Genomic DNA, 14,832 nt, shown 5'->3' with positions numbered 1-14,832 from the left:
TCCGCACGCAAGGAGAAATACCACCATGTTGACTTTCGCGCACGACGGCGGTCCAACCACAGCCAAGAGCACGCTGCCGCTACCTAGCCTGCTCGCCCTGTTCACCGCCGGCTTCCTGGCCATCCTGAACGAAACGGTGCCCGCGGGCCTGCTACCAAAAATGGCCGCAAGTCTTGGCCTGCCAGCATCGGTCACCGGTCAGACCATCACCGTCTATGCCCTCGCGACCGCCCTGACGGCAATCCCGCTGAACGCTGCTCTGAAGAACATCGGCCGCCGCACCCTGCTCGTCTGGGCCCTGGGCGTGTTCGCAGCAGCCAACCTGGTCATCGCCTTTCAGAACAACTTCACCATCATCCTCATCGCCCGGTTCCCTGCCGGAGTGGCCGCAGGTCTGATCTGGTCCAACATCGGCGGAATCGCAGCGCGACTGGTCCCCGAAAAGGCACGGGGCAAAGCCATCGCGATCGCCCTGGCGGGCACGCCTGCGGCCCTATCCCTGGGACTGCCCGCGGGAACCGTCCTGGGCGACGCGACCAGCTGGCACGCAACGTTCGGGATGATAACGGCGCTGTCCTTGGCGCTGATCGGCTGGGTCCTCGCCTCGGTGCCGAACCTGGCGGCCGAACCACCAAGCGCGCACATGTCTTTCCCGTCCATTCTCCGTGCCCCCGGCGTCCAGACCATCCTGTGGGTCATCGCCGGCTTCATCACCGCCCACAACCTGCTCTATACCTACATCGAGCCGCTGGCCAGCCGAGCCGGCGCCGGACAGATCGAATGGGTGCTGCTCGTATTCGGGATCGCGGCTCTGCTGAGCATCTGGGTGACCGGGCAATTCGTCGACCCACACCACCGCCGGCTGATGCTCGTCAGCAGCTGCCTGCTCGGCGCAAGCGCCGCCGTTCTCGGGCTCGCCTTCGTCAGTCCCGCAATCTTCTACCTGGGTGTCGCAGCATGGGGACTGGGTTTCGGCGGCTCGGCCACCCTGTTCGTGACCGCCGGAATCCGCGCGGCGGGCACCGACGGGGTGACGGCGTTGGTGGTGACCGTGTTCAACCTGAGCATCGCGGCAGGAGGAATGTTCGGGGCGCTCCTGCTCACCGGGTTCGGGGTGCTGTCCATCCCCTGGGCGTCCGCGGCCATCATGATCCCCACCATCTTGACCGTCGTGGCGGGACGACAGCACGCCTTCCCGCAGGGAACCCGCACGCACCCAACCGCGCCCGTCGTCCCAGAAGTTGCTCGGTAGACGCAGGTGACCAACTGCTGCGACGCGTGGCCGACGCTTTCATTACCGTGCTGCGCGCCTAAGACCTGGTTATCAGGCACAGCGGCGATGAATTCCCGGGCTCCATCCCGGGCATCGACGCCGCAGCAGCCCGTACCAGACTAAACCGGATCAACACCATTCTCGCCGCCGCCGGCGAACCTGGATCAGTGGTCGTCGGCATCGCCCACCTACAGGGAATTGACACCGGCCGCCGGGGTGAGCCCCTCGCGGCCGACATCACGGCGAGCTCCACATGTTCACCGCACGCTGCAGAACCGGAGCGCATCCATACGCGCATCTGCAACTGACTTAGAAATGCAACGTTCCGATATCACGGCCATATGAAGGCTCCGTCACTGTTGTGTCCTCAGCAGGCCTGGACGTGTAGGACAGCAGCGAGCGGGAACCACACGCCCATGGAAGATCGGGATACCACCGGATCAGTCCTCTCATCGGCACACATGCCGGACCCGGCACCTCGCGGCCGGGTCGCACTGTCCCGGGACCTCATCGTGGAAACCGCGGTCGGCCTGGCCCGAGCCGAAGGCATTCACTCCGTCACCATGAGACGGATCGCCGCCGACTTGGGCGTCGAGGCCATGTCGATCTACCACCACATCCCCAGCAAGGCGACACTGCTGGTCATGATGGCCGACTGGTCCCTCTCGCAGGTGGCGCCGCCGGACCCGGGCCAGCCATGGCAGGACCAACTCACCGAATTGCTGATGAACACGTACCGAGCCGGCGCGAAAAACCCCACCCTCTTCGAAGTCTTGGCCTCCGCATCTGTGGCTGAACATCACATCCCAGCCGCTGACGCCGACACCGGAGCGGCCACCACCACGTTCCATCGACAAATACAAGCGCTACTGAACCAATCCGGCCTCCCACTGCATCAGCAGGCACACGCCTTCCGCGGCCTGATCGGAATGCTCATCGGGTTCATCGTGGTCCGCGCCGACGCGTTCCTGGCCCCACCACCGCAGCGAAGTGGCACCCGCCGCCGCGGCGCAAACCACAACACCGACCAACCGACACCGACACCAGATCCCCAGGACGCTCTCCAGGCCAGCATCCGATGGCTTCTGAACGGCCTCCTCCCGGACCCGTCGGGCACCTGAAGATCACAGCAAGCTGTTGCCCCGGTAGGCACGTGGATCGAACTCACCAGTCCGGTTCCTTCGCTACCACGCCGCCGTGGAATGGCACGTCCGTGACATCGGCCTCGACTACACCTTCCTGCGTTCTAATCTGTTCTTCCAGGGCTTCCTGGCGTTCGCCTCGCTGATCGCCGAACAGGGCATGTTCTTCGCACCGATCGGCACCGCGACGGTCAGCGCCATCGACGTCCGCGACATCGCCGAGGTCGCAGCCGCCGCGCTCGTCGAAGACGGGCACCAGCGCGCCACCTACACGCTGACCGGGCCGGCCGCGATCACCCACCAGGAAATCGCCGAGGCCTTCAGCGCAGCGTTGGGCCGCACCATCAGCTTCTCCGATGCACCGCCGGAGCAATTCGGCGCTGCGCTGCAGGGGATCCTCCCGCCGCGCTGATCGTCCGGAGTCCTCGGATCGCTTCCCGCAGACTGGAGCTGCTGCGACAACCCCGGGTGGCCGGCAATCGCCCAGGATGACCCCGTCGCTTTCCTACCGGCCAGGACCGCCGGGAGACAGGCTGAGCAAATCGATTAGCGGGGCGCGCTGCCGGCCCGGCGGGGCAGTGCGGTCATCCAGTCGAGCATGGGTTGGTGGACGGTCCGGACAGCGGTCTGCTGCGACCGGGCGGCGCACTGCGGGCCACCAAGCCAGTTTGTCTGCGGGGACGCCGAGTGGTGTCAGCCCACCACGTCGATGACCACCATGGCAACGAGAAGGAACCAGATATTGGTCGTCAACAGGAACAATCGCTCGAACACACCGAAGATCCTCCGCAGGGGCCGCAGCATAGTGACCATCACCAAGACCAGCTCAGGGGCGACGGCCCACGCGGTCCATCGCAGCGGGTTGTCCAGCCACGACGCGGGATCGAGGTTGCGCAGGTTTACCGTCATTTCGGAGATGACCAAGTAGGTCAAGGTGAAGGCAGCGATAGCGCATAAATAATGCACGACAGCGGATCTGGTCAGACGCTCACCTTCCAAACTGGTGGGAAAGAGCGTCATTCCGATGCGGGCCACCGGGATGAGCAACAGATACACCACGTCGCGCGAGGCCAACGGCGGTGATCCGACACCGCGGATCAAAGCGAAGGCCAGGAGCAGGACCGCCACGGAACTGACATACAACCCCGCCCGGAACAGCGGCGCATATCTACCGACGGCGTAGTCGCTCACCGCATGGCGGACCGGGCTAAATCCGGTCGGCAACACGTGCAGGCTGGCGAACACGGCCAGATAGGCCACCGTCGCCGCCAGGCTGGTCATGGCCAGGATCGCGGCGATCACCCCGAGGCCCCGGTCCGGGCTGACCGGGCTGCCGCCGGCCACCATCACGACACCGCCTACCACGGCCAGAAGCCCGAACCCGGCCAGCGACAACAGCAACCACCGGCCGGCCACCGGCTCGTCGTCTGCACCCGCGAACTGCAGCAACGGATCTGACCGTTCGGAAACCGGCGCAGATGAATTCGGGTGCCGGCCGCGCGGGCCGCGGCTGCCAAGGCTTGTCATGCCGTGAGCCTGGCCGCCCCCAACCTCAGCCACCAGAGACGAAAGCCCCGACCACCTAGGTCGCTCGACACCGCGACAGGTCCGCCGGTCCCGCGGAGGTCTCCCAGGCTCCGGGGAAGGCTCGGCCGCCACCATGTGAAGGCCGAGAATCATCCCCGGTGCGTGCCCGCCGGAGACCAACAGCACGCGGGCAAGAACGACGACGATCACCCTGTCGGCGATACCCGAGCGCGGACAGGGTGCCAGCCTATCGACCGCCGGCAGTGTCGGCGGCTGCAGGGATGTGGTTTTCGAAGGTGAGCGATGCTCACGGCTTCGGCGGCCTCGACGCGGCTGCTGTCGGCTCCAGGCAGGCTGTTGGGGTTCGGCTGCATCCAAGTAACACCCGACCGTTTCGTAGCTCTAGCCCCCCACAGTGGCCCCTATCAATTCGTTCATTGGGGCCGGTTTGTCTATGCATCACGGACCCACAGGGGTGTGACATGTGTGAGCTGGCTTTACGCTGATCGTCGGCAGTCACGTCCGGTACCCCTGATGCGCATACGGGTCTGCGCAGCGAAGGAGACAGCTGGTGGAGCATCCCGAATCATCCGGTGAAGATGGAACCGGTCTTGACGAGCCTGGACCGTTGTGGCAGCGGCAGGACGCTGATCTGGCGGCGAGTCTGGCTGAGCTGTCGCAGCTGTCGAACGGGGCATTCGGGTTGACGGAACTGCTGACCCGGGTAGCCGGCATGGCGGTGGCAGCAATACCCGGTGCCGACGGCGCCGGTTTGACGTTGCTGGAACCCCATCACGCGGATGTGATCGTCAAGAGCACCGAATTCGTCCGGCAGATTGACGACATCCAGTACAGCATCGGTGAGGGCCCCTGCATCAGCGCCGCCGCTACCGGCCGCACCGTACGGTCCGGTTCATTGGGTGGGGATGCCCGATGGCCGCGGTTCGGGCCTCGCGCCGGCCGACTGGGGGTGCACAGTGTCCTGTCGTTGCCGCTGCTTTCACCGGCCGGGGTGCACGGTGCGATGAATGTGTATGCCCACGGAAAGAACGTCTTCGACGCCCGTGCGGAGGAATTGGGCGAGCTGTTCGCGGTGCCAGCGGCGATCTCGGTGCTGAATGCGCAGATCCTGTCCCAGGCCCGCCGGTTGGCTACCCAGCTGCAGGCCGCGCTGACCAGCCGCCCGGTGATTGATCAGGCGATCGGCATCCTGCGCAGCCGCAGCGGAGACACCGCCGACCAAGCATTCGCCCGACTCACAACCTTGAGTCAGACGCAGCACCTCAAACTGACTCAGGTCGCAACCACCATTGTGGAACAGGCGGCAGCCCGCGCCCGGGTCCGCCGCACCGACCAACCCTGAAACTTCCCGACTGGATGCACTGGCCAGGAGCCTGGCGGCGTAAGGTTCATTGTGCTGCAGCGTTCGAGCGGGGTCCCGAACCTAGACCGAGACTGCGCGCATTCCGGCCGTGGCGCAGCTTGCGTCGGCCAGGTCCAGGCGACACCGAGCAGCGCATCGGGACGTACCCGGAGTTCAAGCCGTGGGATTTTCCTCAGATTTAGTTGGTCAGCTCGCCACTCTCAGTGACGCCCTTGATGACCCGTACACGGACCTGCACGCCATTTTGACCGTGTTGACCGACGACATCACGGCCACGGTGCCCTCGTTCCTCGGCCTGATCGTGACCATCTTCCTCGGGGACGACGCGGTCACGCTCAGCACGCTCGACTCTCCGACGGCCGAGACGTCCCTGCTGGTCACCGTTGCGACGCCGCGTGGTGGCCCGGCGTGCGAGGTGGTGCTGTACGCCGGTCACCGGGGCGCCTTCCTCGAGCTGGCCGCCGATAGCCGCGCCGTATTCGGCGACGCTGGTCAGGTAATCGTGGATGGCCACCTGCCGCCGCCCACCAACCGGCTCTACCCCACCAACAGCCTCAGGATCGCTGAATTGTCCCAGATCAACCAGGCCCTGGGAGTGCTCATCGCTGAAGGGCATTTGCTCTCCGCGGCCCGCACCGTGCTGCAACATCGGGCCGACGATCGGGGCGTGACACTAGCGGCGGCGGCGCGTCAGACACTGACCCGCCTGGGGTGATCATGGAGGCGACGACAGTCGAAAGCCTGGGGTGGAAGGGTCAAAAGTCCTTTGACGAGGCTATTCTTGCTGCTAGTGGCTGAGTCAACAGCCAGTTCGGACGATGGTCGTTTACTGGCCTTCGAGGGCGCAACGCCCGCAACCGGACATCATCGGTGACATCCCGTTGCGGAGGATCACCATGTTTCGGTCCCACCATTCCCACAGTCCCCAGATTTGGCTCTCGTCACGACGGCAGCATCCGTTGCGCGCCGCAACGCTACGGGATGCCGCAGCTGGGCTGGCACGAAACCGATCCGTCACCCCGGTCGCCACCAGATGAACCGGCACGGAATTGATCTGGCCATCGAACACATCGATGCTCATTGGCGCGCCACTTCTAACCGCCAGCCCCTGATTACTGAACTGACGGCCTTGGACTGGCATGCCCGGACCCTGGAGGACAACGAGCCCGTCGATCAGGATCTGATCGGCCAGATCGGCAGACTCCGTAGCCAGATCTGGCTGTCGTCCGAACTCTGACGGACACCACGTCAACCGTGACGAAACGGCGAGTGCTCACCCGCGCCCGACTTGAACCGTTCCCCTCTGTGTCCGCTACTGCTGGTTGCTGCTGCCCACCGGGACGGTGAACGACGGTACTTGGGCAACGAGGCCGGCCAGTTCAGGGTGTTCCTGATAGTTGCGGGCCTGCAGCTCCGCTATTTTGTCGCTGAAATCAGGGTCGTCGGAGTCAGTCACATCGAAGGCCTCGAACTTCTCGATCAGTGCCATGCCACTCATTTCCGATGTGACGTGCGCTGGATGGGTCAAGTAGTCCCAGTACCCATCGAGGCCCTCGAGCACATAAACCGCGCCCCACTCGAATTCCCCCCCGATGTCGGGTCCGACAATGTAGGACCGCACCGCGGGATTGGCTTGGCCGGCGTTGCGGAGCAGGTCGAGTCCGGTTTGGCGCTGCTGGTCGGTCAGATCGGATTTGAACGTCAAGCGGTTGATGTGGAAGATCATTGCAGTCTCCTTGTGCGATCGGTTGTTTCGTGCCGTTGCCGCGAATGGCGCGCCTTGGCCGCGAACGAGGTCAGGCCGGCACCGTTGCGCCCGCGGTTGCGGGATTGCCCGGCGATCAGTAGGTGTCCAGGTCGGCGGCGAAGGCGACCGGACCCTGATAGAGACCGGCGAGGGTGACGCCCGCCTTCTGCAAGCTGGTGTCGTTCATCGGGTTGTGGGTCAGGACCACGGCTTTGACCCCGGCGCGGCGGGCCAGGTCCCCGACTGCCTGGGCGGTCAGGTGCTGCTCGGCGAAGTGGTTGAGCAGGGCATGGCTGGCCAGAGCCGGGATGTCTGCGCGGGATGCCCGCAGATCGGCCAGCGCCTGGTCGGCGTCGATGATTTCACTGACCAGCAGGTCCGCCCCGGCGGCCAGCCGGTCGACGTTCGCGCTGGGACCGGTGTCGCCGGTGTAGACGATGGACCGGCCGGGCAGGTCGAAGCGGTAGGACAGTGATTGAAAGCGGGCGGCATCGGCGGTGCCGTCTTTGAATCCGTAGTGCGAGTTGGTCGTGGCGCTGACCTTCGCCGCTCCGGCGGTGAACACCGCGCCGTCGGTGATTTCTGTCACTTTCACGGTCGTCGGGGTCAGGTTTTTCGCCGCTGAGTCGGTGTTCAGCAGGTCAGCCACGTACTGCTGGGAGGCGGTGATCTCCTTGACCACCTGGCCGGTGCCCGGCGGCCCATAGATGCGCAGTTCGCCGGGAATGTGCTGCTGCAGTCGCCGCCCGATGACGCCGTAGAGGCCGGCGGTGTGGTCCAGGTGCAGGTGACTGAGAATCACGGTGCCGACCTTGGCCAGATCGATGCCGGCCTTCTGGATCTGGTCAACGGCTCCGTCGCCGGAGTCGATCAGGATGGCGTCGGATCCGTTGTGCATCAGCAGGTTCGCCGGCTGCGACCGATGAGCGCTGGCGATCGGACCGCCCATGGTGCCCAGCGTGGTCCAGGTGCTGGCCTGCACGATTCCGTTGCTCGGCATCAGCCGGGCCACCTGGGCCGGCGGCGTCGGAGCCCGGGTGGCGTACCAGACGGCTCCCACGGCCACTGCTCCGACCGCGGTGCCGCCGGCCGCGGTGAGTAGTCCACGACGGCTCAGGTGACGGTGCGACTTCTTCTGCTGCGCAACGATTTCGCTGGTCCCGTCGACAGACTCCTCGTCCGCGACGGAAGCTTCGCTGTGCATGGTTGGCGTGGGGTCCATCACGGCACGTCGTGGGCGGAACGCTCAGCGGTATGGAGGAGCTCCATGACCAGTCCTCCGGCGGTCTCCGCATCGTCGAGCCAGGGCAGGTGGCCGCCCCCGGGCAGCTCGGTGAACCGGCCACCCAGTAGCTCGGCGATCCGCCGCCCGGTCTGCACATCGCCGAACGGATCGTTCTGACCCCACAGCAGCGTTGCCGGCGTATGGATTGATTCCAACTGCGCCTGCGTGATCCTGACGTCGGGTTTGGATCCGCGCAGCCGGTTCGTCACCTCCATCAACGTCCGGGTGGACATCTGGTAGTGCGGGAGCCGGTCGAAGGCGAAGTAGCACTCCCCCATCGCGGCCGGTAGGCGCGCCAGGTTCTGCGCCGAATGCCCGACGACCCGCATCCCGCTCAGCGCTTTGTCGACCGTGCGCGGGATGGTGGCTGGGACGACCAGTCGGTTCAGGCCGCGGACCGAAGCCAGCCGCAGCGTCAGCGGCGGCTGCGTGGTCAGCACGTTGCCCGGAACCCCGAGCAACGCCAGCGCCGACACGCGTTGCGGATAGTCCATCGCGAACCACTGGCTCCAATGTCCACCCATCGAGTGCGCGATGATCGGCACCTGCTCCAGGCCCAGGCTGTCCAGAACCGTGGACAGGGTGTAGCCGGCCAGATCCCGGAATCCGATGCTCCGGTGATCCATCCCCTCGCTCAGGCCACCACCGGGACGGTTGAGGATGATGACCCGTCGACCGGGCAGGTGCGGGATCAACGGCGCGAAGGGAAACCCGTCGCCAGTGTTCCCGGGAACGATGAGGACCGGTGGCCCGGAACCGATCTGGGTCACCCGCACCTGGATGTCCAGTCGTGACAGCGCGACCATGTGGTGGGTCGGCTCGAGCTGGTAGTGCTCGTACAACCCCCGCTCGGCCAGCTCCGCCGCGACGACCAACCGATCGTGGTAGTCCAGCCGGCCGGTCTGCGAACCATGGCGGGTTTTCGTGGACCTCATGGTGCGTTCCTTCCTTGTCGAGGCTGCATCGCGTTGTCATCGACAAATTTGGGCAGATTTGCCCTTGTTTGCTAGGCGGAAGCGCCGACGACGAGGGGAATGGAGGTGCCGGCCTGATCCAGGCCGAGGTGGAATATCTTGTTGCTGGTTTCCCAGAACACCAGGTCACGCTCGGTGGGGCTGGCAACGACCTGCTCGACGATCTCCACGTGTTCTTTCACTCCGTAGGGCACGGCGCCGTAGTCGGTCCCGAAGACGACCCGATCCACCCCGCACATCTGGATCGCAGCCTGCAGTCCGATGGGGTTGAATCCCATGCAGTCGACCAGGATGTTGGTCTTGAAGTAGCTCGACGGGGCCTTGGTGTTGGTGTAGGGCCGCCCCGCCGGGGGGTTGCTGACGCCGTGGTAGTTGAGCTGCCAGGTGAAATCCAGGCGTCCCAGAATCGACGGCAGTTCCCCGCCCATATGCACGATCAGGACCTGAAGCTTGGGGTGACGGTCGAACACGCCGGAGCCGATCATCCGGGCGACGGTAACGGTCGAGTCGAAGGGGCGCCCGACGGCCTCGTTGAGGCGGTACTGCATGAGCGCTTCGTTTCCGAGCGAGAGCATCGGCGGGTGGATGTGGACGACGATGTCGTTGGCCTCGGCGAACTCCCACAGCCATTCGGCCTGGGGGCTGTCCAGGAACGTCCGGTCGCTACCGTCGCCGTAGCTCGAGGCCACCGCGATCGCCTTGGCATCACCCTGGCGGATCATGTCCTCGACGATCGGCCGGCAACTCTCCTGCAGAGCGTGAGCGTTGGCCATCAGCTCGAACTCGCCGGGATAGGAGTCTTTGATCTCCAGGTACTCCTCGTTGAGGAACTTCAGGGCCTCGCCAGTGCTGACCTTGAGCAGGTCACCGGCGATCCAGCCGATCTCGCCACCGTTGCTGGCGATGCTGATGGTCACCCCGCCCGCACGCTGCTTGGGCATCGCATAATCCAGATCCACGAAATCGCGGTAGCAGATGAAGTCTTGCGGGTTGGTCTGCGGAAATTCTTTCTTCGGGTCGTACAGGCCGACTGCGGCCATTTTGGCGCGCAGCTTGGGTCCGACCGGGTGCCGGTGCGTGTCGACAATGGCCCGATACTTCGTTCCGGTAGGTTGCGTCATGAGAATCCCTTCAACGGTTTGTTCGTCCCACATTTTTTATAGGACGTCGTCCTCGATGCTCGGTACTGTCACAATGAGTGGAGCACACCATTTACGCCATTGGCAGGGTCGAAAGTCCCGTCAGCCTGGGGATGTCGTGGGGTTGACTGTGCCGAAGGGCACGCCGCTGGAGGCGACGAGCACACCAGGAGCCGATGCGGCCCGAAAGTTCCATGTCATACCCCGCCTGGCCGAAGGGCGGTAGACCGTTTCGACCAGGTTTTGCTGGCGCCTTGTCTGCGACCGCGAGCGGCGGTGCATGGCTGGGGTGCATGGCTGGGTCAGATTCCGAGCAGGTCAGTAGAGACCGTCCACAGACGCTGCGCGGTGACGGGATTCAGCGCCCATTCCTTCACACCGTGCGGGTGCTGCGCGAGCTGGGCGGTGTTGGGGACGGTGTAGGCCTCCCGCCCGTCGTCGAGATAGTGGCCGCCGGTATGAGCGAACTCGGGGGCTATGGCCGCGATGATGCTGGTGGCGGCTCCCTGTTCGACGCTCTTGTAGGCGAAAACGCCGGCGGCTTCGGCCGCGTCCAGCGACGTCTTCTGCTCGATGGTGAAATTCCGTTGTAACCCGGTCGCCACCCCACCGGGGTTGACGGCGTTGGCGACGATGCCCTCACCTGCCCACCGGCGGGTTGCTTCGACCGCGAACAGTGAGTTCGCCGTCTTTGATTGGGCGTAGGCGATCTGCGGGTCGTACTCGCGGCGCTGGAAGTGCAGGTCGTCAAAATCCACGTCGGCGCGCATGTGCGCGGTCGAGCTCAAGGACACGATCCGTGCTCCGTCGCGTTCGGAGGCTCCACGGGCCAGGGCGGAGTGCAGCCCGACGGCGAGCGCAAGGTGACCCAGATGGTTGGTGGCGAACTGCAGCTCCCACCCTTGCGGGGTTCGTTCCAGGCCACCGGTGACCAGTCCGGCATTGTTGATCAGCAGGTGCAGCGGGCCGGACCACTCGTACACGAACCGATAAACGCTCATGGGGTCGGCCAGGTCCAGCTCCCGGACCTCCGGGCGGATCGCCCCAGTGGAGGTCTTGATCATCTGCGCGACCGCGTCGCCCGCCGCCGGGTTGCGTACCGCCAGGACCACCGCCGCCCCGTGGGCCGTCAGTGCCCGGGCGGTCTCGACCCCGATCCCGGAGGACCCGCCCGTCACGATGGCCCGCAGACCGGCGAGGTCAACCCCCTCGAGCACATCATCCGCGGTGCTGGAGGCGGTGAAACGGGTGGAGATCAGATGTCCTTGCGTCATCGCGCTATATCCCTCATTCCTCGTTCATTGTGTGCGAAGAGCTGCGCCAGATAAAAGACAAGCTAATTCAAAGCCGGGCGCATTTAGCCCAACCATTGGTCATCACGCCTGCGCCGTGGGTCGGACGACGATCTCGCCGACGTCGACCTCCTCTGGTTGCTCGATCGCGAACGCGATGGCGCGGGCGACCGCCGAGGCAGGCATCGCCATGCTGTCGAGCGAGGCTTGCAGGCCGGCTCGGATCTCAGGATTGGTGACACCTCCGGCGCCCTCGGTCGAGGTCATGCCCGGCAGCACCACCGTCACGCGCAGGTGGGGACCGGCCTCCTGCCGCAGGCCCTCGGAGATGGCTCGGACCGCCATCTTGGTGCCGGAGTAGACCGACATATTCGGGACCACCTTGAGTGCGGCAGTGGAGGAGGTGTTGATGATGTGGCCGTGGTGCTGGCTCCGGAACACCGGTAGTGCTGCGGCGATGCCGTTCAGGACACCCTTGATGTTGACATCGATCATCGCCTCCCAATCCTCGACGCGTAGCTCATCCAGCGGCGAGATCGGCATGACCCCGGCGTTGTTGATCATGACATCCAGATGGCCGAAGGTGTCGACCGCGAGCCGCACCAGGGCCAGCAGGTCATCGCGGCGGGTGACGTCGATGCCCAGGAACACCGCCTCGCCGCCGGCCGCCCTGATCTGGTCGGCCAGGATGGCCAGGCGTTCGGTGCGTCTGGCCCCCAGGACAAGTTTGGCGCCCCGCTCGGCCAGCAGCAGTGCGCTGGCCTCGCCGATGCCGCTGCTTGCTCCGGTGATGGCCACCACTTTGTTGCTGATTCCACTCATATTCGTTTTCCCTGTTCTCAGACCTGAGCCAGTCCGCCATCAGCGAACAGCTCGACACCGTGGATGAAACTTGAGTCATCGGAGGCCAAAAACGCCACGGCCTTCGCGATCTCGCCGACCTTTCCGACTGTCCGCTTAGCAACGTGTGCGTCATCCGGGCAAGGGTGACGTCGGCGGAAGGCTGAATCAGTGATGGCTTCACCGGAGTCGAGCACTGAGGTGTCGCATGGGCTGCGGGCGGATGCAGCCATGAACCGCGAGCGCATCCTGGTCGCGGCCAGAAAGGCCCTGGCCCACTCAGGGGAAGCCTCCCTGCAGTCGATCGCGAAGTCTGCCGGGGTGGGGCAGGGGACGTTGTACCGGCACTTCGCGACCCGAGAGGCGTTGGTGCTGGCGGTGCATCGAAAGGACGTCCAGGAGCTGATCGAAGCTGCCCCCCAGCTGGCGGCCGCGCTTCCAGCCCCGGTCGCCATCCGTGAATGGCTGGACCGGCTGGCTTCCTACGGCCGCATCAAGCACGGCCTTGCCGATGCGCTGGACCTGGTGATCCGGCAGAAATTGGCCGACGAAGGCTACGACTCGATCATCGGGGCCATGAGCACCCTGCTGGACGCGGGACAATCGACCGGCACCGTGCGCCACGACATCGACGCGGAAGAGATGCTGCTGCTGGTCGGCTTTCTCTGGCGGCTGGACACCGATGACCGGTGGGAAGCACGATCGCGCCACCTACTGGACCTGGTGATGGACTGCCTCACGCCGCGCATGCCCGCATAGCCCACGGCACATCGCGGCGATCCTGGGCGCCCGGACCTCACCGACGGGTGCCGCCCGCGGCAGGCTCGGAGCCGAAGTCACCGGGTCACCACACTCGGGGCCCGGTGCCTGCACCACCCGGGGATCTGTTGCGAAGGGTGACCCGGTGCGGTTCAGGCATCGGCCTTGTCGTGGTGGAACAGGCGGTGCATGCCGGCTTTGAAGTCGGCGGACTTCCTTTCGTGCCGAGCCTTTCGTGCGGCGTCCGCGGCCAGTTCTGCTGCCACCCGGGCCGATTCGACCTCGTAGGCGATCTGGTCGCCTGGCACCCGCACGACGCTGCCGTCGTACTCCTTGGCCCGCTGTTCGGCGGGGTACACATCGTTGATGACCTCGGCCAACACCACGTTGCCGCCCGGGGCGATACCCGCCGACAGGATGTGCAGACCATCCTCGTCCTCGTCGGAATCGACCGCGCTGTACGCCAGCCCGCCCAGGGCGCCGACCGACCAGCCGAGCAGCATCCCCAACGGCCCACCCAAGACGCCGATCAGAGCGCCGATCGCACCACCGGTGACCACCGGAACGCCCGCTCCACGGGGAATGTCAACATCTCTCACATGCAATTGCCCATCCATTCTGCGCTCCACGATGAGCGCCTGTCGAACATCTGAATCGCGGCGCAGCTCGGCCAGCAGACGCGGCGAGCGGCTCGCATCCTTCAGGCTGAAAATGAGTACGGTGCTGTTGTACGTCACGGTGGAACTCCCTGCTATAGAGAAACTTTGACTCCTCAAGCATGGTCCCGAAACAAATTCAAGTCGATGGGCCCGGGCACAGGATCGAACCCGACCGACAAGGCACCAGCACATCCACCATCGGCAATCACCCTTGCGGCCCGCAATGGGAACCAAAATGGGGCCGAAAACTCACGGTGTTGATGACGCTGACCACCAGTCGGCTGAAGCTGCCGGAGGCTCAGAGCTCGCTCGCTGCACAGGTACGGGTTGCGGCATCCATTCTGGTTCCCCACCCATAGGTGATGACCAAAACGGCCCACTCCGGGTCAGTTGCCTCTTGACACCGGGCGGCAGCGGGTCGGTATCAACAGGTCAAATTGGTAGGTTGGGCCGCCGCCTTGACAAGCGGCACGGAAGCGGGTGCACTCTGCGAAGTTGGGAACACAACCGGTCTGGTCCGAGGTCGCCGCGCAGTAGCCGCTACCTCGTCGAGCGTCACGCTCACCTCCAGGACTCCAGGTTCGCCAACCGGAAAACTGGCAACAATGCCCTTTTCGGCGACATCGGCTGCGGGAATTTACTCGACCGCAGTCCCGCTGGCCCTGAACCCGGGCTGTGCGCAGCTGGAGCAGAGCGAACAGCACGACAGGCAGCCGCTAACCTCGATCTTTCTTGAGATGCTGGCCCTTCCCTCTGCGCGATAGATCTGGTGGTGTCGCGGGGTTGAGCCCCAACGCGGGTTCGTCAAAGC

15 protein-coding genes and 1 pseudogene are annotated in these 14,832 nt (G+C 65.0%); 7 read left to right on the top strand and 9 right to left on the bottom strand.

Annotated features, from left to right (window positions below):
• Window positions 1-25: 25 nt before the first annotated feature.
• The 3 genes from ABIB25_RS25805 to ABIB25_RS25795 all read left to right on the top strand — a co-directional run bounded on the left by ABIB25_RS25805 (window position 26) and on the right by ABIB25_RS25795 (window position 2,827).
• Complete coding sequence (locus ABIB25_RS25805; protein ID WP_354531393.1) at window positions 26-1,252, top strand: MFS transporter; 1,227 nt, start codon at window positions 26-28, stop codon at window positions 1,250-1,252.
• A 482-nt stretch (window positions 1,253-1,734) separates the two neighbouring features.
• Window positions 1,735-2,394 (top strand): TetR/AcrR family transcriptional regulator, encoded by a 660-nt coding sequence (locus ABIB25_RS25800; protein ID WP_354531392.1) that lies wholly within the window; start codon window positions 1,735-1,737, stop codon window positions 2,392-2,394.
• Window positions 2,395-2,470: 76 nt separating this feature from the next.
• Window positions 2,471-2,827 carry an NmrA family NAD(P)-binding protein gene (locus ABIB25_RS25795; protein ID WP_354531391.1) on the top strand — a complete coding sequence of 119 codons (357 nt, stop codon included), beginning with the start codon at window positions 2,471-2,473 and terminating at the stop codon, window positions 2,825-2,827.
• 281 nt (window positions 2,828-3,108) lie between these two features.
• On the opposite strand, the gene ABIB25_RS25790 is transcribed toward ABIB25_RS25795, so the two are convergent.
• The gene (locus tag ABIB25_RS25790) at window positions 3,109-4,152 is read right to left on the bottom strand and encodes a DUF998 domain-containing protein (RefSeq protein WP_354531390.1); all 1,044 of its coding nucleotides are present in this window, start codon (window positions 4,150-4,152) and stop codon (window positions 3,109-3,111) included.
• A 361-nt stretch (window positions 4,153-4,513) separates the two neighbouring features.
• Here ABIB25_RS25790 and ABIB25_RS25785 point away from each other — a divergent pair, with 361 nt between their 5' ends.
• The 3 genes from ABIB25_RS25785 (at window position 4,514) to ABIB25_RS25775 (ending at window position 6,563) form a co-directional block, all read left to right on the top strand.
• Entirely contained in the window at window positions 4,514-5,305 is a 792-nt protein-coding gene (locus tag ABIB25_RS25785) for an ANTAR domain-containing protein (RefSeq protein WP_502919904.1), read from the top strand.
• Window positions 5,306-5,579: 274 nt separating this feature from the next.
• Window positions 5,580-6,041 (top strand): hypothetical protein, encoded by a 462-nt coding sequence (locus tag ABIB25_RS25780; protein WP_354531389.1) that lies wholly within the window; start codon window positions 5,580-5,582, stop codon window positions 6,039-6,041.
• Window positions 6,042-6,257: 216 nt separating this feature from the next.
• Window positions 6,258-6,563 (top strand): hypothetical protein, encoded by a 306-nt coding sequence (locus ABIB25_RS25775; RefSeq protein WP_354531388.1) that lies wholly within the window; start codon window positions 6,258-6,260, stop codon window positions 6,561-6,563.
• 75 nt (window positions 6,564-6,638) lie between these two features.
• On the opposite strand, the gene ABIB25_RS25770 is transcribed toward ABIB25_RS25775, so the two are convergent.
• The 7 genes and pseudogenes from ABIB25_RS25770 to ABIB25_RS25740 form a co-directional block, all read right to left on the bottom strand.
• Window positions 6,639-7,052, bottom strand: a complete 414-nt coding sequence (locus ABIB25_RS25770; protein WP_354531387.1) for a Dabb family protein — start codon at window positions 7,050-7,052, stop codon at window positions 6,639-6,641.
• 115 nt (window positions 7,053-7,167) lie between these two features.
• Window positions 7,168-8,295, bottom strand: a complete 1,128-nt coding sequence (locus ABIB25_RS25765) for an MBL fold metallo-hydrolase (RefSeq protein ID WP_354531386.1) — start codon at window positions 8,293-8,295, stop codon at window positions 7,168-7,170.
• Window positions 8,295-9,293, bottom strand: a complete 999-nt coding sequence (locus ABIB25_RS25760; RefSeq protein ID WP_354531385.1) for an alpha/beta fold hydrolase — start codon at window positions 9,291-9,293, stop codon at window positions 8,295-8,297. The genes ABIB25_RS25765 and ABIB25_RS25760 overlap by 1 nt, the downstream gene beginning before the upstream one ends.
• Window positions 9,294-9,364: 71 nt before the next feature.
• Complete coding sequence (locus ABIB25_RS25755) at window positions 9,365-10,453, bottom strand: amidohydrolase family protein (RefSeq protein WP_354531384.1); 1,089 nt, start codon at window positions 10,451-10,453, stop codon at window positions 9,365-9,367.
• A gap of 320 nt (window positions 10,454-10,773) precedes the next feature.
• A complete protein-coding gene (locus tag ABIB25_RS25750) occupies window positions 10,774-11,745 on the bottom strand; it encodes an SDR family NAD(P)-dependent oxidoreductase (protein ID WP_354531383.1) in 972 nt (323 codons plus the stop codon).
• A 102-nt stretch (window positions 11,746-11,847) separates the two neighbouring features.
• Complete coding sequence (locus tag ABIB25_RS25745; protein ID WP_354531382.1) at window positions 11,848-12,585, bottom strand: SDR family oxidoreductase; 738 nt, start codon at window positions 12,583-12,585, stop codon at window positions 11,848-11,850.
• 17 nt (window positions 12,586-12,602) lie between these two features.
• Window positions 12,603-12,731: pseudogene (locus ABIB25_RS25740) on the bottom strand (SDR family oxidoreductase); the annotation flags it as partial.
• 103 nt (window positions 12,732-12,834) lie between these two features.
• Between ABIB25_RS25740 and ABIB25_RS25735 the strand changes: the two are divergent.
• Window positions 12,835-13,362: a TetR/AcrR family transcriptional regulator gene (locus tag ABIB25_RS25735; protein WP_354531381.1), complete on the top strand. Its 528-nt coding sequence runs from the start codon at window positions 12,835-12,837 to the stop codon at window positions 13,360-13,362.
• A gap of 152 nt (window positions 13,363-13,514) precedes the next feature.
• Here ABIB25_RS25735 and ABIB25_RS25730 read toward each other — a convergent pair whose 3' ends face one another.
• Window positions 13,515-14,099, bottom strand: a complete 585-nt coding sequence (locus ABIB25_RS25730; protein ID WP_354531380.1) for a DUF1269 domain-containing protein — start codon at window positions 14,097-14,099, stop codon at window positions 13,515-13,517.
• Between the last annotated feature and the right edge of the window lie 733 nt (window positions 14,100-14,832).

The organism is Nakamurella sp. UYEF19 (genome assembly GCF_040546275.1).
GTDB lineage: Bacteria > Actinomycetota > Actinomycetes > Mycobacteriales > Nakamurellaceae > Nakamurella.
Note: the sequence above shows the minus strand (reverse complement) of the source record. Positions and strands in the feature narration are given on the sequence as shown.

Excerpts from the sequence above, each read along its gene's own strand:
- ABIB25_RS25805 (WP_354531393.1), top strand. The coding sequence starts at position 26 with ATGTTGACTTTCGCGCACGACGGCGGTCCAACCACAGCCAAGAGCACG.
- ABIB25_RS25800 (WP_354531392.1), top strand. The coding sequence starts at position 1,735 with ATGCCGGACCCGGCACCTCGCGGCCGGGTCGCACTGTCCCGGGACCTC.
- ABIB25_RS25770 (WP_354531387.1), bottom strand. The coding sequence starts at position 7,052 with ATGATCTTCCACATCAACCGCTTGACGTTCAAATCCGATCTGACCGAC.
- ABIB25_RS25765 (WP_354531386.1), bottom strand. The coding sequence starts at position 8,295 with ATGGACCCCACGCCAACCATGCACAGCGAAGCTTCCGTCGCGGACGAG.
- ABIB25_RS25760 (WP_354531385.1), bottom strand. The coding sequence starts at position 9,293 with ATGAGGTCCACGAAAACCCGCCATGGTTCGCAGACCGGCCGGCTGGAC.
- ABIB25_RS25755 (WP_354531384.1), bottom strand. The coding sequence starts at position 10,453 with ATGACGCAACCTACCGGAACGAAGTATCGGGCCATTGTCGACACGCAC.
- ABIB25_RS25750 (WP_354531383.1), bottom strand. The coding sequence starts at position 11,745 with ATGACGCAAGGACATCTGATCTCCACCCGTTTCACCGCCTCCAGCACC.
- ABIB25_RS25745 (WP_354531382.1), bottom strand. The coding sequence starts at position 12,585 with ATGAGTGGAATCAGCAACAAAGTGGTGGCCATCACCGGAGCAAGCAGC.
- ABIB25_RS25735 (WP_354531381.1), top strand. The coding sequence starts at position 12,835 with ATGAACCGCGAGCGCATCCTGGTCGCGGCCAGAAAGGCCCTGGCCCAC.